Source organism: Kluyvera georgiana, assembly GCF_050990895.1.
Taxonomy (GTDB): Bacteria; Pseudomonadota; Gammaproteobacteria; order Enterobacterales; family Enterobacteriaceae; genus Kluyvera; species Kluyvera georgiana.
On record NZ_CP158865.1, the window covers coordinates 3,339,241 to 3,359,477 of the forward strand.

The 20,237-nt window shown below is 58.3% G+C and carries 20 protein-coding genes; all 20 read left to right on the plus strand.

What is annotated here, in order from left to right; all coding sequences use genetic code 11:
• The 20 genes from ABTW00_RS15940 to ABTW00_RS16035 all read left to right on the plus strand — a co-directional run bounded on the left by ABTW00_RS15940 (position 1) and on the right by ABTW00_RS16035 (position 20,237).
• Complete coding sequence (locus tag ABTW00_RS15940) at positions 1-549, plus strand: phage protein Gp27 family protein (RefSeq protein ID WP_016808584.1); 549 nt, start codon at positions 1-3, stop codon at positions 547-549.
• Complete coding sequence (locus ABTW00_RS15945; protein ID WP_433636312.1) at positions 549-2,231, plus strand: hypothetical protein; 1,683 nt, start codon at positions 549-551, stop codon at positions 2,229-2,231. Before ABTW00_RS15940 ends, ABTW00_RS15945 begins: the two co-directional genes overlap by 1 nt.
• Positions 2,228-3,742: a DUF935 domain-containing protein gene (locus ABTW00_RS15950; RefSeq protein ID WP_433636314.1), complete on the plus strand. Its 1,515-nt coding sequence runs from the start codon at positions 2,228-2,230 to the stop codon at positions 3,740-3,742. The genes ABTW00_RS15945 and ABTW00_RS15950 overlap by 4 nt, the downstream gene beginning before the upstream one ends.
• The gene (locus ABTW00_RS15955; RefSeq protein WP_151224937.1) at positions 3,732-4,949 is read left to right on the plus strand and encodes a PBECR2 nuclease fold domain-containing protein; all 1,218 of its coding nucleotides are present in this window, start codon (positions 3,732-3,734) and stop codon (positions 4,947-4,949) included. Before ABTW00_RS15950 ends, ABTW00_RS15955 begins: the two co-directional genes overlap by 11 nt.
• Positions 4,950-4,951: 2 nt before the next feature.
• Positions 4,952-5,512, plus strand: a complete 561-nt coding sequence (locus ABTW00_RS15960; protein WP_151224938.1) for a phage virion morphogenesis protein — start codon at positions 4,952-4,954, stop codon at positions 5,510-5,512.
• A gap of 298 nt (positions 5,513-5,810) precedes the next feature.
• On the plus strand, positions 5,811-6,878 hold the full coding sequence (locus tag ABTW00_RS15965; protein WP_433636316.1) for a peptidase: 1,068 nt from the start codon (positions 5,811-5,813) through the stop codon (positions 6,876-6,878).
• Complete coding sequence (locus ABTW00_RS15970) at positions 6,875-7,255, plus strand: DUF2190 family protein (RefSeq protein ID WP_016808578.1); 381 nt, start codon at positions 6,875-6,877, stop codon at positions 7,253-7,255. Before ABTW00_RS15965 ends, ABTW00_RS15970 begins: the two co-directional genes overlap by 4 nt.
• A 59-nt stretch (positions 7,256-7,314) precedes the next feature.
• On the plus strand, positions 7,315-8,244 hold the full coding sequence (locus tag ABTW00_RS15975) for a phage capsid protein (protein WP_151224939.1): 930 nt from the start codon (positions 7,315-7,317) through the stop codon (positions 8,242-8,244).
• Between the two features lie 13 nt (positions 8,245-8,257).
• Positions 8,258-8,782: a gp436 family protein gene (locus ABTW00_RS15980; RefSeq protein ID WP_032742862.1), complete on the plus strand. Its 525-nt coding sequence runs from the start codon at positions 8,258-8,260 to the stop codon at positions 8,780-8,782.
• Positions 8,779-9,225 carry a phage tail terminator protein gene (locus ABTW00_RS15985; RefSeq protein WP_137963028.1) on the plus strand — a complete coding sequence of 149 codons (447 nt, stop codon included), beginning with the start codon at positions 8,779-8,781 and terminating at the stop codon, positions 9,223-9,225. The genes ABTW00_RS15980 and ABTW00_RS15985 overlap by 4 nt, the downstream gene beginning before the upstream one ends.
• Positions 9,213-9,416, plus strand: a complete 204-nt coding sequence (locus ABTW00_RS15990; RefSeq protein WP_151224940.1) for a DUF7210 family protein — start codon at positions 9,213-9,215, stop codon at positions 9,414-9,416. The genes ABTW00_RS15985 and ABTW00_RS15990 overlap by 13 nt, the downstream gene beginning before the upstream one ends.
• Positions 9,403-10,155: a hypothetical protein gene (locus ABTW00_RS15995; protein ID WP_151224941.1), complete on the plus strand. Its 753-nt coding sequence runs from the start codon at positions 9,403-9,405 to the stop codon at positions 10,153-10,155. The genes ABTW00_RS15990 and ABTW00_RS15995 overlap by 14 nt, the downstream gene beginning before the upstream one ends.
• Entirely contained in the window at positions 10,152-10,634 is a 483-nt protein-coding gene (locus tag ABTW00_RS16000; RefSeq protein ID WP_433636318.1) for a DUF6631 family protein, read from the plus strand. The genes ABTW00_RS15995 and ABTW00_RS16000 overlap by 4 nt, the downstream gene beginning before the upstream one ends.
• A gap of 160 nt (positions 10,635-10,794) precedes the next feature.
• Positions 10,795-14,295: a phage tail length tape measure family protein gene (locus tag ABTW00_RS16005; RefSeq protein ID WP_414438257.1), complete on the plus strand. Its 3,501-nt coding sequence runs from the start codon at positions 10,795-10,797 to the stop codon at positions 14,293-14,295.
• On the plus strand, positions 14,292-15,476 hold the full coding sequence (locus ABTW00_RS16010; RefSeq protein WP_151224943.1) for a phage tail protein: 1,185 nt from the start codon (positions 14,292-14,294) through the stop codon (positions 15,474-15,476). The genes ABTW00_RS16005 and ABTW00_RS16010 overlap by 4 nt, the downstream gene beginning before the upstream one ends.
• Complete coding sequence (locus ABTW00_RS16015; protein ID WP_151224944.1) at positions 15,463-16,278, plus strand: phage BR0599 family protein; 816 nt, start codon at positions 15,463-15,465, stop codon at positions 16,276-16,278. Before ABTW00_RS16010 ends, ABTW00_RS16015 begins: the two co-directional genes overlap by 14 nt.
• A gap of 11 nt (positions 16,279-16,289) precedes the next feature.
• The gene (locus tag ABTW00_RS16020) at positions 16,290-16,523 is read left to right on the plus strand and encodes a hypothetical protein (protein WP_414438256.1); all 234 of its coding nucleotides are present in this window, start codon (positions 16,290-16,292) and stop codon (positions 16,521-16,523) included.
• A 10-nt stretch (positions 16,524-16,533) separates the two neighbouring features.
• Positions 16,534-16,737: a hypothetical protein gene (locus tag ABTW00_RS16025; protein WP_016808567.1), complete on the plus strand. Its 204-nt coding sequence runs from the start codon at positions 16,534-16,536 to the stop codon at positions 16,735-16,737.
• Positions 16,738-19,446 (plus strand): phage tail protein, encoded by a 2,709-nt coding sequence (locus ABTW00_RS16030; protein WP_414438255.1) that lies wholly within the window; start codon positions 16,738-16,740, stop codon positions 19,444-19,446.
• Entirely contained in the window at positions 19,443-20,237 is a 795-nt protein-coding gene (locus ABTW00_RS16035; RefSeq protein ID WP_151224945.1) for a hypothetical protein, read from the plus strand. The genes ABTW00_RS16030 and ABTW00_RS16035 overlap by 4 nt, the downstream gene beginning before the upstream one ends.

Here is a 20,237-nt window from a genome sequence, read left to right on the forward strand (position 1 = left end):
ATGGGAAGAAAGTCCACGATTCACCGTCTGGAGCCTGACGTCCGCGCCCATATCGAGCGCCGTCTGCGGGAAGACCGCATGACGCTGGATGAGCTGCTGGCCGACATTCACGAGCACTTCCCGGGCGAGGATGCACCCAGCCGCAGTGCGCTGGGTCGTTATAAGCAGACGTTTGGCGAAATGGTCAGTCGCATGCGCGAGCAGGACCAGATGGCCCGCCTGCTGGTCAGTGAGCTGGGTGAGAATCCCGACGAACGCGCCGGTGCCCTGATGGTTCAGGCCGTCACCACGCTTACCACCCATGCCGCCTTTACCGCCCAACAGGAAGAAGATCCGGATATCGACACTGTGCGCCACCTTGCCAGGGCAGCAAAAGACGTCCTGCAGTCGCGTAAGGCCAGCCTCGATGAGCGCCGCGAGATTGAGCGTGCCGCCCGTGAGCGGCTGCTGCGCGAGCAGGAAGAGAATCTGAAAGAGACGGCCAGAGCGCAGGGGTTAAGCGAAGACCAGGTGCAGTTCTGGCGTGAGCGCGTGCTGGGGATCAAGTGATGAAACCATTAGCGTCCACTATCCGCACCGTTGAATGGGATGAGCTTCCGGCGCGGGCCCGGGAAATCCCGTTCGGCTTCAACCCGTTTGCCGACGGCGTGCTGATGGCCCACCAGGTCGAATGCCTTAAGTATGACGTCTCTATTCTGGCTATCCCGAAAGGCCGTCGTACCGGCATCACCTTTGCCTGGGGGCTTAACTCAACCCTGATAGCCGGGGCGCAGAAAGTCGCTGGCGGCGACAACGTCTACTACATTGGTGATACCAAAGAGAAAGGGCTGGAGTTCATTGGCTACGTGGCCAAGTTCGCCCGCGTCATCGCAGCCCAGCAGGCGCAGGATGTCTCAGCGATTGAAGAGTTCCTTTTCGAAGACCAGGACGAACAGGGTAATACCCGGATGATTGCGGCCTACCGCGTACGGTTCGCCAGCGGATTTCAGGTAGCAGCGCTCTCTTCCCGACCAGCCAACATCCGTGGTCTACAGGGCGTGGTGGTTATCGACGAAGCGGCATTCCACCAGGATGTGCAGGGCGTACTGGATGCAGCCACCGCGTTGCTTATCTGGGGCGGGCGTATCGTTATCATCAGTTCCCATAACGGCAAGAACAACCCGTTCTGCCAGTTCTGTAACGATATTGAAGCGGGCCGGTATGGCGATGACGCCGCCGTATTTACCGTGACCTTTGATGATGCTGTCGCCAATGGCCTGTTTGAGCGGGTCTGCGCCATGAAAGGCGAAGCGGCAACCGTCGAGGGGAAAAAGACCTGGTATAACCGCATCCGTAACGCCTATGGTCCGCGTAAAGCGGCGATGCGTGAGGAGCTGGACGCCATCCCGCGTGACGGTAACGGTATCTGTATTCCCGGTGTCTGGATCGAGCGGGCCATGCCGGAGGAACGGCCAGTCATACGTCTTGCGCTTGATGATGACTTTATCCATATGACCGAGGCAGAGCGGGTCTCATGGGGTAATGACTGGATTGACAGGGAGCTGCGCCCGATGATGGCAGAGACCCTGAACCCGGAGCTGCGTCACGTGTTTGGTATGGACTTCGCCCGCCACCGTCACTTTTCCTCCATCGTACCGATGGCCATCATGCAGAACCTGTGCCGCGATATCCCGTTCCTGCTTGAGCTGAACAACGTGCCCTCAGCGCTGCAGCAGCAGATTTTATTCTGGCTTATCGAGCATCTTCCCCGCCAGTCAGGCGGTGCGATGGATGCAACCGGACCGGGTATGGTACTGGCCGAGTATACCGCCGACCGCTATGGTCGCCCGCGTATCGCCGAAATTACCCTGAACCGCAAGTGGTATGGCTTCTGGATGCCGAAATTCACCGGCCTGTTTGAGGACAGCATGATCATCCTGCCACGCGATGAGAACACCGCACAGGACCTGCGGGCCGTGGAAAACATCGATGGCGTGCCAATGGTGGCCAGTCTGGAGAAAAAAGACCTCAAAGACCCCGAACTGGTGCGTCACGGCGATACGGCCATTGCCGGTTGCCTGGCGAACTATGCCGCCCTGAATCTGGCCACTGAGATAGCATTTGAGTCCACCGGTGAGCGCGATATTTTCCGCGTGCTGTCAGGCTTCGGCGACAGCAGCAGCGCCGGTGAATTCACTGACACCGGATTCGGTACCGTGCGTGGCATTAATGACTTTGGAGGATTCCTGTGAGTCGCAAAAAACAAAAAAGACAAATGCCATCAAAAGCCTCATCCACACCGCGTCCTGAACTGGGGCGCGAGTTTGCCTCGACCGGTGACGGGCGCGATATCACCCGCCCGTGGATTGGTGCGCTGGCACTAGCCGATGACAGCGTTCTGCAGCATCGCGGCGCACCTGACCTGAAGATTTACCGCGAGGTACTGAGTGACGACGAGGTCAAGTCGGCCTTCAGCCAGCGGCAGGATGCGCTGATATCCCGTGAGATTAAGGTCGAGGCCGGAGGCGAACGCCCGGTGGATATCGAGGCGGCAGACGCCATGCGCCAGCAGATAGACGCGCTGGGCTTCGACCGCATCACCCGTCTGATGCACTATGGGGTGTTCTATGGCTATGCGGTTTCAGAGCTGATTTATGGTGTCCGGGATAATTTACTGTGGATTGACGACATTAAGGTCCGTGACCGTCGCCGCTTCCGTTTCAGCCCGAAAGGCGAACTGCGCCTGCTGACCCCACAGAACATGATGGCTGGTGAGCCCTGCGAGGGGCCGTACTTCTGGTCATTTTCCACCGGCGCAGATCACGATGATGAACCCTACGGTCTGGGGCTGGCGCACTGGCTGTACTGGCCGACGTTCTTCAAGCGCAACGATATCAAGTTCTGGCTGATTTTCCTGGACAAGTTCGGAATGCCAACCGTCGCAGGGAAACACCCCGAAGGGGCCACGCCGGAGCAGAAACGTAACCTGCTGGCGCTGACCCGGGCCATTTCGACCGACAGCGGCGTCATTATGCCCGAGGGGATGAGCGTCGAACTGATGTCAGCAGCCCGTTCCGGTGCGGCTGATTACCAGGCGATGTACAACGCGATGAATGAGGCCATCCGCCGCGTGACGGTGGGTCAGATATCCAGCTCAGGTGGTGCGGCAAAAGGTATCGGCGGTAATGAGTCCCTGCAGGACAAAGTGCTGGATTCCATCGTCAAGGCTGATGCCGATATTATCTGCGAGTCATGGAACCGTGGCCCGGGGAAATGGTTTACCGAGTTTAACTTCCCCGATGCCGCAGTGCCGTTGGTGTCCCGCGTCTTTGAAGAGGCGGAAGACCTGAAAGACCGGGCTGAGCGCGACAAAACCATCAGCGAGACCACCGGCTATCGTCCGACGCTGGCCACCATTAAAGAGACCTATGGTGGCGAGTGGGAGCAGAAGCCTGAACCGGTATCCGTTCCCCGGGGCGCTGCGCCGTCGTCATTCGCGGAGCATGACCTGTACCATAACGACACGTCCACACTGATGGCCGGTCGCCTTAATACCGAACTGCGGCCGGTCATGGACGGCTGGATCAATCAGATAAAAGCGCTGGTCGACTCAGCGGAGACCGCCGACGAGCTGCGTGACGGCCTGACGGCGCTGATACCCGATATGTCGCTTGATGACTATGCCCGTATTCTGGGCGAAGCCATGTCCGCCGCTGCCCTGGCAGGACGTAACGATCTGCTGGAGGAAATGAATGGCCGGTAACGTCAGCTATGGCTCGCTGCCGTTCAGCGAGCAGATCGCCTTCTTCCGTCGCAAGTTCAGTACGAAGACCGATGCCTGGACAGACGTCTATGGCTCCGCGCATGACAATGAATTTATGGTTGCCGGAGCTAACCGCGATGCCCTGCTGGCAGACCTGCGTACCGCAGTCGAGAAAAGTCTTGACGGTGGTACGCTGGAAACCTTCCGCAAGGACTTTGCGGCCATCGTTGCCCGTTATGGCTGGAGTTATAACGGCGGCTTTGAGTGGCGCTCACGCACCATTTACGAAACGAACCTGCGCAGCGCTTACATGGCCGGGCGCTACCAGCAGCTGATGGACATGCGCGACACCCATCCGTACTGGGAGTATGTCCACAGCGATGCAGTGGAGCATCCCCGCCAGGAGCATCTGGGCTGGAACGGTATGGTGCTGCGGGCGGATGATCCGTGGTGGATTTACCATTTCCCGATCAATGCCTGGGGCTGTCAGTGCAGTGTGATTGCCCGCACCGAAGACGACCTGCGACGCATGGGCAAAGATGGCCCGGATACTGCGCCCCCGATTAAATTCATTACCCGCGAAATTGGTCAGCGCAGCCCGGGTGGCCCGAGGACTGTTATTGTGCCGGAGGGGATTGACCCGGGGTTTGAGCATACCCCGGGCCGCAGCCGGTATTTCAGCGATGTGCCCCCACCCCGGAGCAGTAACCCGGTCGGCGACGGACCGTTCACCCCGGTGGCAGAAACCCCGTCCACACCAGCATCGTTGTCTGCACCGCGAGCGGCTCCGGTGCCTGAAGGTGATACTGATGCGGTGGATGCCTTCCTGCAGCTGTTCGGCGCGACCGCTGATCGTGATGCAGCATTCCGGGACCCGACAGGCCAGCGCATTGCCATTGGCAGCGACATGTTCGCGTCACCGGAGGGTCAGGGCCAGATATCCCTGACACTGGCGCAGGCACTGCAACTGGCAGAGGCCATCCGTCATCCCGATGAAATATGGGCGCAGATCGTCTGGTTACCGGAAGAGCAGCAGTCGCTGGTCCGGCGCTATTACCTGACACGCCTGCAGCAGGAAGGTGAAGCGGCCCCACTGTCGGTGGTGTTCGCGACCGGGCGCGATGGCTGGGCCGGGAATATTTCAACTGACGATACGCTGCTGCAGTCGCTGCGACAGGGTATCAGCCTGTGGTCGTGGGAGGACTGACGATGTCGGGTGTGACGCTGACGTTTGATGCTCAGGAGGCGCTGAGCCGACTCTGGGATGCCCGGACCGAAATGATGCGCCCGGCACCGCTGCTGCGTTCAATGGGAGAGCGCCTGCTGGAGTTTCACCAGCAACGTTTCACGGAGCAGACATCGCCGGAGGGCGTGCCGTGGCAGGAACTGTCGGCCCGGTACCAGAGCCGTAAGCGAAAAAACAGGGACAAAATCCTGACCCGCGACGGTTATCTGCGTAACACCCTTCGCTGGCAGGTGAATGCTGATGAACTGCTGTTCGGTACGAACCGGGCCTATGGCGCCATTCACCAGTTTGGCGGTACCATCGAAATCGCCGCCCGCAGTCAGCAGGCGTATTACCAGCAAAAGAAAAACGGCAAGGTTGCCAGTCAGTTCGTACGTAAGTCGAAATCAAACTACTCACAGTGGCACACTATTCCGGCCTACAAAATCACGATCCCCGCCAGAAAGTGGCTGGGTGTGTCAAAAGCGGAAGGGGAAACCCTTATCGATATGGCGAAAAACTACCTGCAGGGGGCGTTTACCTGATATTGCCGTCAGACGCCCTGTAACGCGTTCTGGTGGTCGCCTGGCTACGATGACGCAATCCACGCTGGCGACCCGTATTATAATACGTTTTAATACGGTTCCCGGCCCTTTTCCTCCTCCGCGCTGGCCCTCAGTTATACCTTCCGTCCCGTTTTTATCTGTCCGTGGGCAGATTACCCCCTGAGCACGTTTCGTCATGATGTCGCCATAACCCCTGACAACCAGAATGACGACAGCCATGATGACGAGCACAGCTAAAGCAACACTTGCGGTTTTTGCCCCCGGCACCCACACCGCGATGGATGGACGGACCATCACGTTCACCCCTGAAGACTGCATTGATCTGGCCAACAGCTACGACCCTTCAGTATCGGAAGCACCGTTTGTCATCGGGCATCCGAGCCTGACCGCTCCGGCGTATGGCTGGGCGGAACGCCTTGAGTACCGTGACGGCATCGTCTATGCCGCGCCGCGTCAGGTGAATCCGGCCTTTGCGGAAGCCTTCAACGCGGGCAGCTACAAAAAACGCTCCCTCTCTATTTATCAGCCTGACAGCCCCGGCAACCCGAAACCCGGTCATTTCTATGCCCGCCATGTGGGTTTTCTGGGGGCCGTCCCTCCTGGCGTCAAAGGGCTCCCTGATGCGCAGTTCGCCGAGGTCAGCGGCGATAACGGCCCGCTGGAGTTCGCGTTGCCGTGGGAAGCCGACAATCTGGCCAGCCTGTTTCAGTCGATTCGCGACTGGGTGATTCAGGAAACAACTATTGAGCAGGCCGATTCCATCATTCCTCAGTGGCGTATCCAGTCGATTCTGGACTCGGCCACAGATGAACGTAAGTCAATCTCACCACTGGCATATGCCGAGGAGACCAATGTGGACCCGAACAAAACGCCCACCGTTACGGCGGTGGAGCTCGCCCGGCGTGAAACAGCGCTGGCAGAGCGTGAAGAGAAACTACGCAGGGATGAAGAAACCGCAAAACTGCGCGATGCGAAGGTGCGCCGCGATGCGGTTGTCAGCTATGCAGACGGGCTGGTTAAAGCCGGATCTATCCTGCCACGCCAGAAGAACATGGTGGTTGAGGTACTGCTCAGCCTTGATACCACACCGCTGTCTTTTGCCGATGGTGATGCCACTGTGAACAAAACGCCGGAAGAGTTGCTGCGCGATGTGCTGAGCGAGAAGCCCAAAGTAATGGACTTCAGCGAGAAAACCCCGCCTGCAAATAAAGATGCTCTTGATTTCGCCGATGCCTCCGCGCTGGCCACTGCCGCCCAGAACTATCAGGCAGAGCAGGCTAAACAGGGTCGCACCATCTCCATGACGGACGCGGTTAACCACGTGAAGAAAGGAGCCCAGCAATGAATATTCCGGGTCTGATCACCTGCCATAAGGCAGAAGTGGCACTGGCTGCGCGTCGTATGGTCACGCATGGCACGGTGCCGGACGAAATCACTCTGGCCGTCGATGGCAGCAAGCTGATTATCGGTGTCACCACCCTCGTTGCTGCCAGCGTCGGGGAACCCGCTGATGTGGTTCGCAGCCAGCTGACGCCGGTTATCTATGGTGGTGATGTTGTCGCCGGTGACCCGCTGACGGCTGATGCTGACGGTCGTGCAATTCCGGCCACTGCGGGTCAGTTCTATCTCGGCTTTGCGGAGTATGACGGTGCCGAAGATGATCTCGGCTCTGTCTGGATTGCTCCGGGTCAACTGGCCGCTGCTGCAGCCGGAGGCGGTTGACAGCAGCACCAGGGGTAACAAACAGAATTTTTCATCTTATTTTTCCGGAGTAATTCAGAATGGCCAAAGCACCGTTTCCGATTGACCCCCACCTGACGGCGATTGCCATCGGGTACCGTAACCTCTCCCTGATTGCCGACAGCGTGTTACCGCGCGTGCCGGTGGGGAAAGCCGAGTTTAAATGGTGGAAGTTCGATCTCGGTCAGGGCTTCACCGTACCGACCACCACTGTCGGACGGACGTCACAACCCAATCAGATTGAGTTTGATGCAGAGGATGAGACCTCCTCGACCAACGATTACGCCCTTGATGCACCGGTTCCGCAGTCCGATATTGACAATGCTCCTGCCAATTACGATCCGCTGGGCCGTGCGACTGAGCGCGTGTCCGATATCATCATGCTCGACCGCGAAGTTCGCACCAGTAAAGAGGTGTTTAACGCGGCCAGTTACCCTGTGGGTAATAAAGAAAACCTGGCTGCTGCTGACCAGTGGGACAACGACGCGAGCAAACCGATTAAGAAAATTGTCACTGCGCTCGACAAGATGATCATGCGCCCGAACGTGGCAGTACTGGGACGCTCTACGGCAACAGCCCTGCGTCAGAACCCGTCGGTCGTGAAAGCCTATAACGGCACACTGGGTGAAGATGGCCTGGTACCGCTGGACTTCCTTCGCGGCCTGCTGGAACTCGACGAAATCGTCGTCGGCTCGGCGTTCGTCAATATCGCCCGACCGGGCCAGAAGCCGGTGCTGGTGCGTGCCTGGGCCAACCATGCCGCCTTTATCTACCGTAATCTGCTGGCCGATACCCAGGGTGGCGTGACCTTCGGCTTTACCGCGCAGTTTGGCTCCCGTGTCTCCGGCTCCATTCCTGATCCGGACATGGGGATGCGCGGTGGCCAGCGCGTCCGTGTCGGTGAGTCCGTGCGCGAGCTGATTGTGGCTCAGGACTGTGGCTACTTCTTCCAGAATGCCGTATCGGCATAAGCGGAGGCGAGTGATGGCCGTGACCTGGTATATATCCCTTGCTGAACTGGCTGACCGCCCAGGTGCGGTCGAACTGTCTCAGGTGACTCAGCTTCCGGGCAAGCCTCCGGCCCGACCGGAGCTGCTGGATGCAGTGTTGCGTGGGGAAGAGACCACGTCATGGCCTCCTGCTGAAGTGGCGGTGGCCCTTGAGGTGGTGGAGCGCATTGGCGGTGCGGTGGAAGAAGCCCAGAACCTGATTGACGGTTATCTCCGCCAGCGCGGTTACACCCTGCCACTGGTGAAGGTCCATCCGATCCTGAGCAGCTGGGGCCGCTCCGTTGTGCGCTACAAGCTGCATCAGCATCGTATTTCTGATGAACGGACAGACCCGATTGTCCGTGATTACCGCGATGCGATGAAGTTGATGGAGCAGCTGGCCAACGGCAAATTCAGCCTCGGCGCGACCGATACGCAGAAACCCGCTGGCGGTCCGCCGATGGTGGATGGCCCCGGTCGCACGTTCAGCATGGACTCACTGAGGGATTACGGAAAATGAGCAGCGAACCGTTTTCCATCAGTCTGATCGTCGAGCGCCTGCAGCCACTGACGCCGTCCCCGCTGAGCTTCCTCGGCACCATCGTCGAATACAGCCAGGTGACGGAGTTATCCGGTTTTGCGGTCCCCGGGGCGTATGTGCTGATGGGACCTGAGCGCGGTGTTCCGGGGAACGGGAGCCGGGCGCAGGTTGCTGAGGCGGTCTTCGGTGTGGCCGTTGCCGTGCGCAACTATGGTCAGGGGGCTGATGGTCTGACCCATGAAATCAGCCCGCTGGTCGGCCAGATACGCGACCAGTTGATTGGCTGGATACCTGGCAAGCTCGCGACCACCGGTATCCAGTGGCTCAAGGGCGACATTCTGGACTATGACGGCGGCACCCTGCTCTGGATGGATACCTTCCAGGTCAATCATGTTATCGGAGGCAGACGATGCCCGACGTAAAACTCCTGCAGCCGCATACCCATCAGGGTAAGCGTTTTGCAGCCGGTGAAACCATCACCGTGACCGAAGCCGAAGAAGTCTGGCTCCGGGACCATCAACTTATCGTGGTTGCCACTCCGGTCGTCAGCGACACTCAGGGCAACCGTGTCAAAAGCAAACAACAGGAGCCGGAAGACAATGGCACAGCTTGAAACCTACTACTACGGCCAGGGGAAAGTGTTTCTGGCCCGTCGTCTGGCTAACGGGAAGCCCGGTGCATTCCGCTGGGTTGGCGATGTGTCGGCCTTATCGCTGGCGCTGACGGTTGAGCGTCTTAACCACAAAGAGAGTTATTCCGGACGCCGGGGCACGGTGCGCAGCTTTGTCACCAACCAGGACGGTACGCTGACGTCAACCTGGCACGATCTGGCCCCGGAGAATCTGGCCGTGGTGCTGTACGGTGAGCAGGTTGTGATCCCCGCAGGCACCATCACCGGCGAACTTCTTCCGGCAGGCATTGTGGCGGGTGAACGCTACATTCTGGACCATCAGCGCGTCAGTGACGTGGTTATCGGTACTCTGGTGGAAGGGACCGACTACGAAGTGGATTACACCTACGGGTCGATCACCTTCCTGACCGCTCAGTCAACGGCTCCGTCCGTGAATTATAAGTATGCAGGTTCGGTCAACACCACGCTGTTCACGCAGCAGCCGGAAGATTTTTACCTGCGTTTCGAGGGGATCAACCTTGCCGAAGGCGGTGCGGCGAAGATTCTGGAGCTTTACAAAATCTCCTTCTCCCCGGCCTCAGCGCTGACGCTGATTCAGGGCGACACCTCGCTGGCCGGGCTGGAGACCACCTCCACCGTGCTGTACGACAATGCCCGCCCGGACGACCCGACCATCGGTCGCTTTGGCCGCGTCATTGATGTTGCGGAGCCTGTCGCATGAGCAAGCAAAAACCCGCCGATACCGAAGACGAGCTGAGCGTGCTGCTCTCGACCCGCAATATCACCATTGCGGGCCGGGGGCTGGTTATCCGCGAATACACTCTGGTGGATATGCTGCAGCTGGGCGACAAACTGGATGCGCTCACCCACAGTCTGGCGGAGGTCATGCAGACACCGTGGCCCCTGATTGAAGAGATTGAAGCTGTGCTGCGAAAGCACGCCGGTGATATCCCTGAACTCATCGCCTGTTCTGTGGACCAGCCCGTTCAGTGGGTGGCGCTGCTGCCCGCCGGTGAGGGCCAGCGCCTGATTGACTGGTGGTGGACCCAGAACCGCCGTTTTTTTATGAACGCTGTCGTCCGGCTGGAAACCATCAGGGCAACACGGGCGAAATTGTCGGCTTCGGCAGCATCTTCGCAACCCTCATCCGGGCCGGACACGACCCGGGCAGGCTCGGAACCTATACCCTCCGCCAGCTGACGCTGTATTACAGCGAAGCGCTACGGCAACACCGGCAGGCGTGCATTGACCGGGTATTTGACGTCAATGCCGCATTTGCCGGTGGCAATACCGCCACTCAGCGGGTGAATGCCCTGAAATCCTGATCGGGGCTTTTTCTTCCTTTATATACAGGTGCGTCATGGCCGATAACTCCACCCTCAATTTAATGCTGAAAATCCGCGCCGACCTCGCGGACGCCAGCCGTGCCCTGCAGGGGCTGGCCGGAGATGTGGAAGACGTTGGCTCTGCAGCAACAACCAGCTCGCAGAAACTCAGTAACACCGCCCGGGCGCAGGATAGCGTCGCCGAATCAGCCCGTAGCCACGCTCAGGCAGAACAGAGTGCCGCCGCCGCTGCGTCACAGACCGGCGATGTGGCCCAGCAGGCGGCGACAGATTACGCCGGTTATCAGGCCGCTATCGCCCGTACCCGGGCTGAGGTGGGCTCGCTCCGGAATGGTATGGACGGCACCACGGCAGATATTGATGCCCAGCGTGCTGCGCTGACCGCTCTGGTCAACCGTATCGATCCGGTGGTCGCTGCCTATGGCCGACTGGATGATATGCAGGAACAGCTGAGCACATTCCGTGGCGCGGGTCTCGTCGGCGATGATGATTTCGAGCAGTACTCCTCACGCCTGAACGAACTGCGCCTGCAGGTGGAAAAATCCGCTCATGCCGCGACCGATGCCGGGCGCAAGGAAGCGGCTGCTGCCCGGGAAGCCGCACAGGCTGAAGCGCAGGCTTCAGCCACCAAAGAACAGTTCATCAACCGGCTGCGCGAGCAGGCCGAGACCATGAACCTGACCACCGCCGAACTGCTGCAGTATAAAGCGGCACAGCTCGGCATTTCGGCAGAAGCTGCACCGTTTATCCAGAAGATTACCGACCAGAATGCCGCCATGAGTAAAGGCGGTATCAGCGCCGGTCAGTATGCTCAGGCCATGCGATACCTGCCGATGCAGATAACAGACGTCGTCACCTCGCTGGCCAGTGGAATGCCGGTCTGGCTCGTGGCCATTCAGCAAGGCGGGCAAATCAAGGACTCATTTGGCGGCGTGGGCAACACCTTTAAAGCACTTCTGAGCATCATCACTCCTGCCCGTTTAGCGATGGGAGGGCTGGTTGGTATTGTTGCTGCTGCGGGCATTGCAGCTGTTTCGGCGATGAATGACCAGGATGAATTCAATCGCTCGATCCAGAAAACCGGCAACTATGCCGGTGTGACCTCCGGCGAACTTGAACAGATGGCGCAGCAAGGTGGCCAGTTGCGCGGTAATTACAGTCAGGTGCGCGATATCCTGAATGGGCTGGTCAGCAGTGGTCGGTTTACTGGCGAAACGCTGACCTCAGTGGCCCAGGCTGCGACATTGATGGCGGAACTGTCAGGCGACTCGGCGGATCAGGTCGTGTCGAACTTCCTGAAGATGAGCGACAGTGCAACCACGTGGGCTGCCAATACCAACCAGCAGTATCACTTTCTCGATCTGGAGACCTATCAGCGAATCCTGAGCCTGGAAGATCAGGGGCGAAAAGAAGAAGCGATTGAGCTAGCCTCTCAGGCATTTAAGAAGGCGAGCGAAGAACGCCTTCGCACAATGGAGCAACAGCTCAACCGGGCGGCGAGAGCATGGAATAATGTAAAAATTGCGGCCACTGGCGCATGGGAATCGTTTAAAGATAAAGCCGGTGGTGCTCTTGGTTTGGATGCTCCGGCTGACGAACTGACAGATAAAATTAAGGAATTAGAAGCCAAAATTGCAGCTGCGGGTAGTGATACTGAGGTTGCCATGCAGCCTCGTGAATACCAAGAGTCAGTGAAGCGATACAAAGAGGATCTGGCTGCACTGAAGGAAAAGCAACAAGCTGAAGAAAAAGCCATTGCAGCCGAAGCAAAGCGAAAACAAACCGATGCTGAGAGCATTGCTGCAGCCGAGAAACTCCAGAAACTCTGGAAAGGCAACCGCTCCGAGCTTGAAAAAGAAGCCGACGCGGTAGAAGAAACCCGTAAGAACTATGAAACGTTGTGGAAGAGCGCCAGCGGTCGGGACATGCTTCAGTCCCGTGGCGTCACTTCCACCGACGGTAAGAACTTTTCCGGCGGTCAGTGGGATACCGACACAAAAGCGCTGGATAAATCTGGCCAGAAGGCGGAGCAGTACAACAAACAGCTGCTGCAGACGCTGAACCAGAAAAAAGCCATCACCGAGCTGGACCGCGTCGAGGCTGAAATCCGCAACGGCACGCTCTCAAGTGCGACTAAAGCCCAGCAGGATGAAGCCCGGGCAACGGCGAAAAAAATTGACGCAGCCAACGCGGCCAATAAGGCGACAAAGGAAGGTCAGTCCCTCGCGAAACAGCAGGAAACCTCCAATAAAAACTTCGTTAAACAGCTTGAAGATCAGGCAGCAAAACGCACTCAGGGTGCCGCAGCGACCCGCGCCCAGGAGATTGCGACCCGCAATCTGACCGCCGAGCAACGTCGCCAGGCGGAAGCAGCCAACGCCGCCATCACCGCCCAGGAGTTTAAGGGGCAGAACCTCCAGCTGCAGCTGGAATACATGCGCGATACCGGCGACACCGCTGGCGCATCAATGCTCGAACTACAGAATCGCGTATCTGACCTGCGCCGCGAGTTTGAAGCCAGCGGCAACACAGAGGGGCTGAACTGGCTCGATAAGCTGTTGCCGGTAGCTGAAACCAAAATCCGCGTCGATGACCTCAAAAAGCAGCTCGACGACCTGTTCACGTACCAGTCCCAGCAGGAAACCAGCATTCAGGCGCAGGTTCAGGGTGGCCTGCTTAATGAAATTCAGGGGCGGCAGCGCCTCGTCCAGCTTCACCAGGAAGTTGGCGACAAAATCAAGGGCTACCTCCCGCAGCTGAAAGAGATGGCCACCGCCCCCGGTGAAGCCGGTGACAAAATCCGGGAGATGATCCGCCAGCTTGAAGAAGAGCTCGGCAAGCTGAATCAGGCGGGGAATGAGCTGACTCAGGCATTCCGCGACGGCCTGCAGAGCGGTATCGAAAGCTCTCTGATGGGGCTGGCCAAAGGCACCATGAACCTGCGTGATGCGGTGAAAAACCTCGCCCTCACCATCATTAACAGTATGGCGCAGCTGGCGGCACAACAGCTGGCGCAGATGGCCACCTCCAGCCTTATCGGGAGCAGCGGTGGTATCGGCGGTCTTCTTGGCAGTGTGTTTGCGGCTGATGGCGGTCAGGTTCGCGGCCCCGGCAGCACCACCTCAGATTCCATACCGGCGATGCTCTCCGACCAGGAGTTTGTGACCCGCGCCGCTGTGGTTCAGCAACCCGGAGCGCTTGACTTTCTGCACGCATTTAACCGCCACGGTATGGCGGCGGTCGAAGGCTGGCTCCCGCGCGTTCGCCATGCCACCGGTGGACTGGCGGGCATCCCCGAGCAGAATATGCCGGTCCCGGCCTCCGTGCCTGAAACCGCGATGGCCACACCCGCCGCTGCGTCGCAGCAGCCTATCAGCCTGCAGCAGCAACTGGTGCTGGACCCGTCCGAGGTTTATACCGCCGGAGCGCAGACGCTGGCTGGCCAGCGCCAGTTCACCACGTCGCTCAAAGCGCAGGTACCGACCCTGAAACAATGGCTGGGGCTGAATAAATGACGACGTTATTTCCCTGGCTGGCAGACCCCGATTGGTCCCGAGGCGTGACTGAGACACTGGAGTGGAAGACCGATGTGCTGCAGTCGCCCACCGGCGCTGAGCAGCGGATTTCCCGTCGACTTTCACCGCGCCGGACGTTTGAGTTCACGGCGATGCTGTATGACACCGCCCGCCAGCGCTTCGAACATATGCTCTGGCAGGGCTGCGCGGGTACCTGGGCCATGCCGGTTTATCCGGATGTTTACGCGCTGCAGGTAGCGGTGTCCAGTGGCGCGACCGCGCTCTCCATACCGACCGCCGGGCGTGACTTTACCGTCGGTGGAACGGTGTTGCTGAAAACCGATGAGTCCCCTGATGCAACCAGCCGGATGGCCACCATTGCCGGTATGACCGGGGATGCCCTGCAGTTGGGCTCCCCGCTGACCGATAACTGGCCTGCGGGCTCGCTGGTGTATCCGGTGCGTCCGGCAGTGCTGACAGAGCCGCCGTCGCTGTCCCGTCTCACTGATACCGCGATGACCGCGCAGGTGCGCTTCCGCATCGCAGAGCACAATACCTTCAGCGATTTGCCGGTGCTCACACAGTACCGTGGCCACCCGGTGCTTGAGTCCGAAACCGACTGGGGCGAGTCGGTCAGCGGGAGCTATCAGCCTCTGATCCGTGAGCTCGATAACGGCAGCAGCGTGCCGTTCCGGATTGATACCGCCGGTCGTCCGTTCTGGCGGCAGACGCACAACTGGTTCACTGTCAACCGTCCGGCACAGACTTCTCTGCGCCAGCTTCTGTGGTACCTCCGGGGCCGTCAGCGCCCGATATGGGTATCAGGTCAGATGCTGGACTTCTCCCCGACAACCGGCATTCACGGCAATTCCGTTGACGTTGTCGGGGTGGGTTTTGTCGGGCCAGGTATTTGTCAGGGGCGTCGGGATGTCTGCATTCTGCTGGCTGATGGTTCACGCCATTATCGCCGAATTACCGCTGTGTTCCGGGTCAATGGTGCAGAACGTCTCGTGTTTGATGGGAATGCCATTACCGCCGATCAGCACCAGATTGTTTCCATTTCCCTGATGACCCTGGCCCGCCAGGATACCGACAGCGTGTCCTGGGAGCATATGACCGACGCTGACGGCGTGGCCCGGGCCGCCACCACTTTTACCGGAGTTCGTGATGAGCTGGAGTGAGTTTGAATATTCCGTGGCTGATGGTCAGCCACTGACGCTGTATGAGTTCCGGCTGGGCGACAGCCTGTTCTGGCGTTACAGCAACGCCGACAAAGATATCGACTTTGCCGATCATACCTGGAAGACACAAGCCATCAGCAACAGCGGCCTCAGTTCCGGCAGCGGTGACGGGATGGATATCACCGTTCCGGCCAGCAATCCGGTGGCGCTGCTGTTTCGTGCCACGCCGCCTTCGCGGGCAGTCAGGGTGCGGGTGATGCGCTGGCACGCGACGGATATCTCCGGCGAGTTTCGTGTCGTCTGGATCGGGGAAATCAGCAGCGTCAAACGTGAGCAGATTGAATACTGCAAGCTGATCACCATCAGCCTGGCCAGCACGTTTACACGGGTTGGACTCCGTCTCACTTGGGGGCGTCAGTGCCCGTATGCGCTGTACGACCATAACTGCCGTGTTGATCCGCTCCGGTTTGCGGTCAGCGGTGTGGCAGTCACCGCCCTTGATGGCTCCTCCATTACCGCAAGCCTGCCAGCCGGGCTGGCCAGTGACTGGTTCTCTGGTGGTTACATTGAGTTTGACCGCAATGGCTATACCGAGCGGCGCGGCCTGCGGGCTCAGGACGGTAATACGTTGCATCTTTTTGGCGGCACAACCGGCCTGCAGGTCGGGCAGTCCGTCACGCTGTATCCGGGCTGTAACCGAACAATTGCCACCTGCGACAGCAAATTCTCAAACTATCTGAACTATGGTGGCCAGCCGCATATGCCGGGCAAGTCACCGTACACCATTATCAAACTGTTTTAGAGGGAGATGCCATGTGGTGGGCAGTAGCTAAATTCGTGGCGGTGCTGGTTGCATCGTATGTGATCAATGCCGCATTAGCGCCAAAACAAAAAAACTCCACGCCGGAAGCGGCCACCGAGGATGACTGGAACATGCCCATGCCCGATGAGGGGACTCCGCAGTGTGTCTTCTTTGGTGACTGCTGGACTGCTGACTGGTTCGTGCTCGGGTATGGCAATTATCGCTATCAGGCCATCAAAAAGTAACGGAGGCGCTATGTGGATCACGATGGAGCATATTCGCGCCGGTGGCGGCTGTGCATGGGGGCTACGGACCTTCTTTTCCCGCTATAACCTCGACCTGCAGGCGTTCATCCGTGACGGCGGGATTGATTCGGACCAGTTGGCCGGAACCGGCGACGCGCTGGCGATTCAGATCGTCGAACTGGCGCAACAGACTCAGAAAGAAGCGGGAGCATAAATGGGCGGTAAAGGTTCAAAAAAAGTCACCGTTGGCTATCGCTATTCCTGGGATGTACAGGCGGGGCTGGGGCGCGGTCCGGTTAACGAAATTGTGTCGATCATGGCCGATAAAAAGACGGTCTTTGCCGGTACGCCGGGGCAGATTTCATCCAGCACCTCGGTGTACATCGACAAACCCGGTCTGTTCGGCGGCGATGATACCGGTGGTGAGGGTGGCATACAGGGTCAACTGGATATCATGATGGGCGAACCGGATCAGGTCCCACCGGCATCGCTCCTGAAGTTGCTGACGGGACTGGTGCCGGGGTTTCGTGGCGTGGTGACCACCTTCTTCAGTGGTCTGGTCAGTTGCTACAGCGCCAGCCCCAAACCGTGGTTATACCGCGTTCGCCGTACAACAAAAGGCTGGGACGGTGATGTCTGGTACCCGGAGAAAGCTACAATCATGCTTGAGAATACCGAGGGCCAACTGGATGACGAGAGCGATCTGCTGCCGGACCAGATTGCCAATCTGCGGGCCATTCATGCTATGAACCCGGCGCACATCCTGGTGGAATGTGCCACTAATCGCGACTGGGGACGTCAGCTGACACTCGCCGATGACCTGAACCTCGACAGTTATCGCGCCGCTGCTGATACGTTGTATGAAGAAGGTTTTGGCCTGTGCTTCCGCTATAACCGTCAGGATGGGCTGGATACGTTCGTTCAGCAGGTACTCGATCATGTCGGCGCGGTGCAGTATGCCGACCTCGAAACCGGCAAACTGACCCTGAAGCTGCTGCGCGGGGATTACCGTGTCGATGACCTGCCGCTCTTCACCTACGATAACGGCATTATTGCCGTTCAGGATGATGACAGCGCCAGTACCACGTCGAACCCGAATGAAATTGTCGTGACCTGGAATGACCCCGTCACAAATGCCGATGGTGAGGTCCGGGCGCAGAACCTCGGGGCGATACAGAATACCGGACTTAACAGCAGTTCGGTCGAGTACAAAGCGATCCCCACACATTCACTTGCCGCCCGCGTAGCCCAGCGAGACCTGGAGACGGCCCAGTCTGAACTGACCCGTCTGGTCATCCAGTTCGACCGGCGCGGCGGAATTCTGCGCCCGGGTGATGTTTTCCGCGTCCGGTTGCCCGACCGTAACATCGACAATATGGTGCTGCGTGTGGGAAAAATAGAGGAAGGTGATACCGGCGTCCTGACGCTGACTGTGGTTCAGGATGTTTTCGGCCTCCCATCCACCTCTTACAGCTCCGGACAACAGGACAGCGGCTGGACACCACCGGATAAATCCGCCCGACCTGTCACCATCCAGCGGCTGATTGAGCTGCCTTATGCTGTTCTGGCCGGGACCGTCAGCGAGGCTGAGCTGAACTATCTGAAACCTGAATCCGGCTATCCTGGCGTGATGGCCATCGCACCAACCTCTCTCAGCATCAACTATCTGCTGCAGACCCGCGCAGCGGGAGCGACGTTCGCCGACCGTGGACAGGGTGACTGGACACCATCAGGAACGCTGACGGCTCCAGTCGGGCGACTCGATACCGTCCTGCATGTCAGCATGGCCATCTTCCCGACCGTTGGTGAAGGTCTGATGATTAATGATGAAATCATGCGTGTTGACGCGGTCGACATTCCTGCAGCCACTCTCACCGTCGGACGTGGTTGCATGGACTCCCTGCCGTCAGGACACTTTGCAGGGGATCTGTGCTGGGCGTATCAGGATGCGCTGGACTCGGACGGGCTTGAATACCTGTCCGGTGAAACGGTTGAGGCTCGTTTGCTCACCCGGACCAGCACGGAAACGCTGGCAGAATCTGCCGCTCCGGTGGCTGCGCTGACCATGGCCGGGCGTCAGGCCAGACCGTATCTGCCCGGGAATATTAGCGTGAATGGGGTCCTGTACCCTGAGGCCGTGGCCACCTCCGATACTTTTACGCTGGCATTCTCCCATCGTGACCGCCTGCTGCAGGCCGACCGCCTGATTGACTGTACCGAAAACAGCATCGGCCCCGAACCCGGTACAGAGTATGTGGTGAAACTGATTGCTCAGAGCACTGGTAGCGAGGTCTGGTCGTTGGTCACCAGTGACGCCAGCATTCCGATCCCCTATGTCACCGGTGGCGATGGTGCTGATGTGCATACTCTGACGCTGCAGAGCCGCCGTGATGGACTGATGTCGCTTTATACATTCCGGACGGGACTCCCTTCAGGGCGTTATAAGGCGTTCCCGATCACTGTCACCCTGTCCCTGACCATCGTGGATGGTAGCGACTGGGCCACGGCAACGCCGGAAGATACCGAAACCGGTGCGGTGCCTGAACTGCATGCCATTGCCGATGCCGCCGGAATTACAGCCTGGTACCCACCCGACCTGCTGGCCAGCGGTCTTTCTATTCCTGCCGATGATATTGAATGGCCAGCAGGCACCTGGCCGACGCCGCCGTGGTCGTTCGGTACCCATCCGGTGCTGGCCATCGCGCAGTGGACGGAAACCAGCGGGCCACTGACCGTGCTGGCGCTGGAAGGAGATGCCTCTGCGCTGTTGTTGGATTCCTCTACCGGGTCGGCAGCAGCCAGCGAATGGAATGCAGGTATTTATCTCGCAGAAATGGATATCACTATTTTCACGACGGACGGTCCCGTTTTGAACGAGGGCATAATCTCCCTGAAACTCACTGAACGGAGTATCAGACTATGAGGGAAAACTATTATTATGGTCAGGGTAAGGTATTCCTGGCACCCAGAGATAATAAACGCGCATTTCGTTGGGTCGGTGATGTTTCATCATTGAAAATAGCATTTTCGTATGAGCAACAAATAACAAAGGCATCACGGGGCGGGCAGCTCTATCAAAATCAGAGAATCATTACCGGGGCCAGCGGCTCCATCAGTTCAACCTGGCATAATTTCTCAGTTGAAAATCTGGCGCTGTTATTGGGTGCTCAACCGGTGGATGAACCTTTTTCATTTAATGAGCAGTTCGCCTTACCTGACGGGATAGTTAAAGGGGATATTATCGCGCTGCCCCATACCACGGTTTTTAACGTCAGTATTAACGGGCTGGAACGTGATGCAGATTATGTTGTTGACCGCCAGTTTGGCACGATTGAGTTTCTGTCCACTCCGGGAAAAAGTCGTCTGAAAGTAGTATACGAACATCTTTTTAACCAGTGGCTACCGTTTTTCTCAGCGAAATCTCAGGAGTGTTATTTACGCTTTCACGGGATAAATATTGCGGAGGAGTCAACCCCTGTATTGCTGGAACTGTATCGCGTATCCATTGACCCGCTTGCCACGTTAGAGATGCTCAGCAGCGAGAATGCTGTTGCAGGTATGAATATGACCTCTCTTATCCTCCCTGACTTTAAGCAGCAGGTTGAATCCGTCTTCAGCTATTTCGGAAAAATTCAATTTGTCTCACACCGAAACACACTGACTTATAACGGACGGATTAACTATAACGGAACGCACAACTATAAAGGTGTTTAA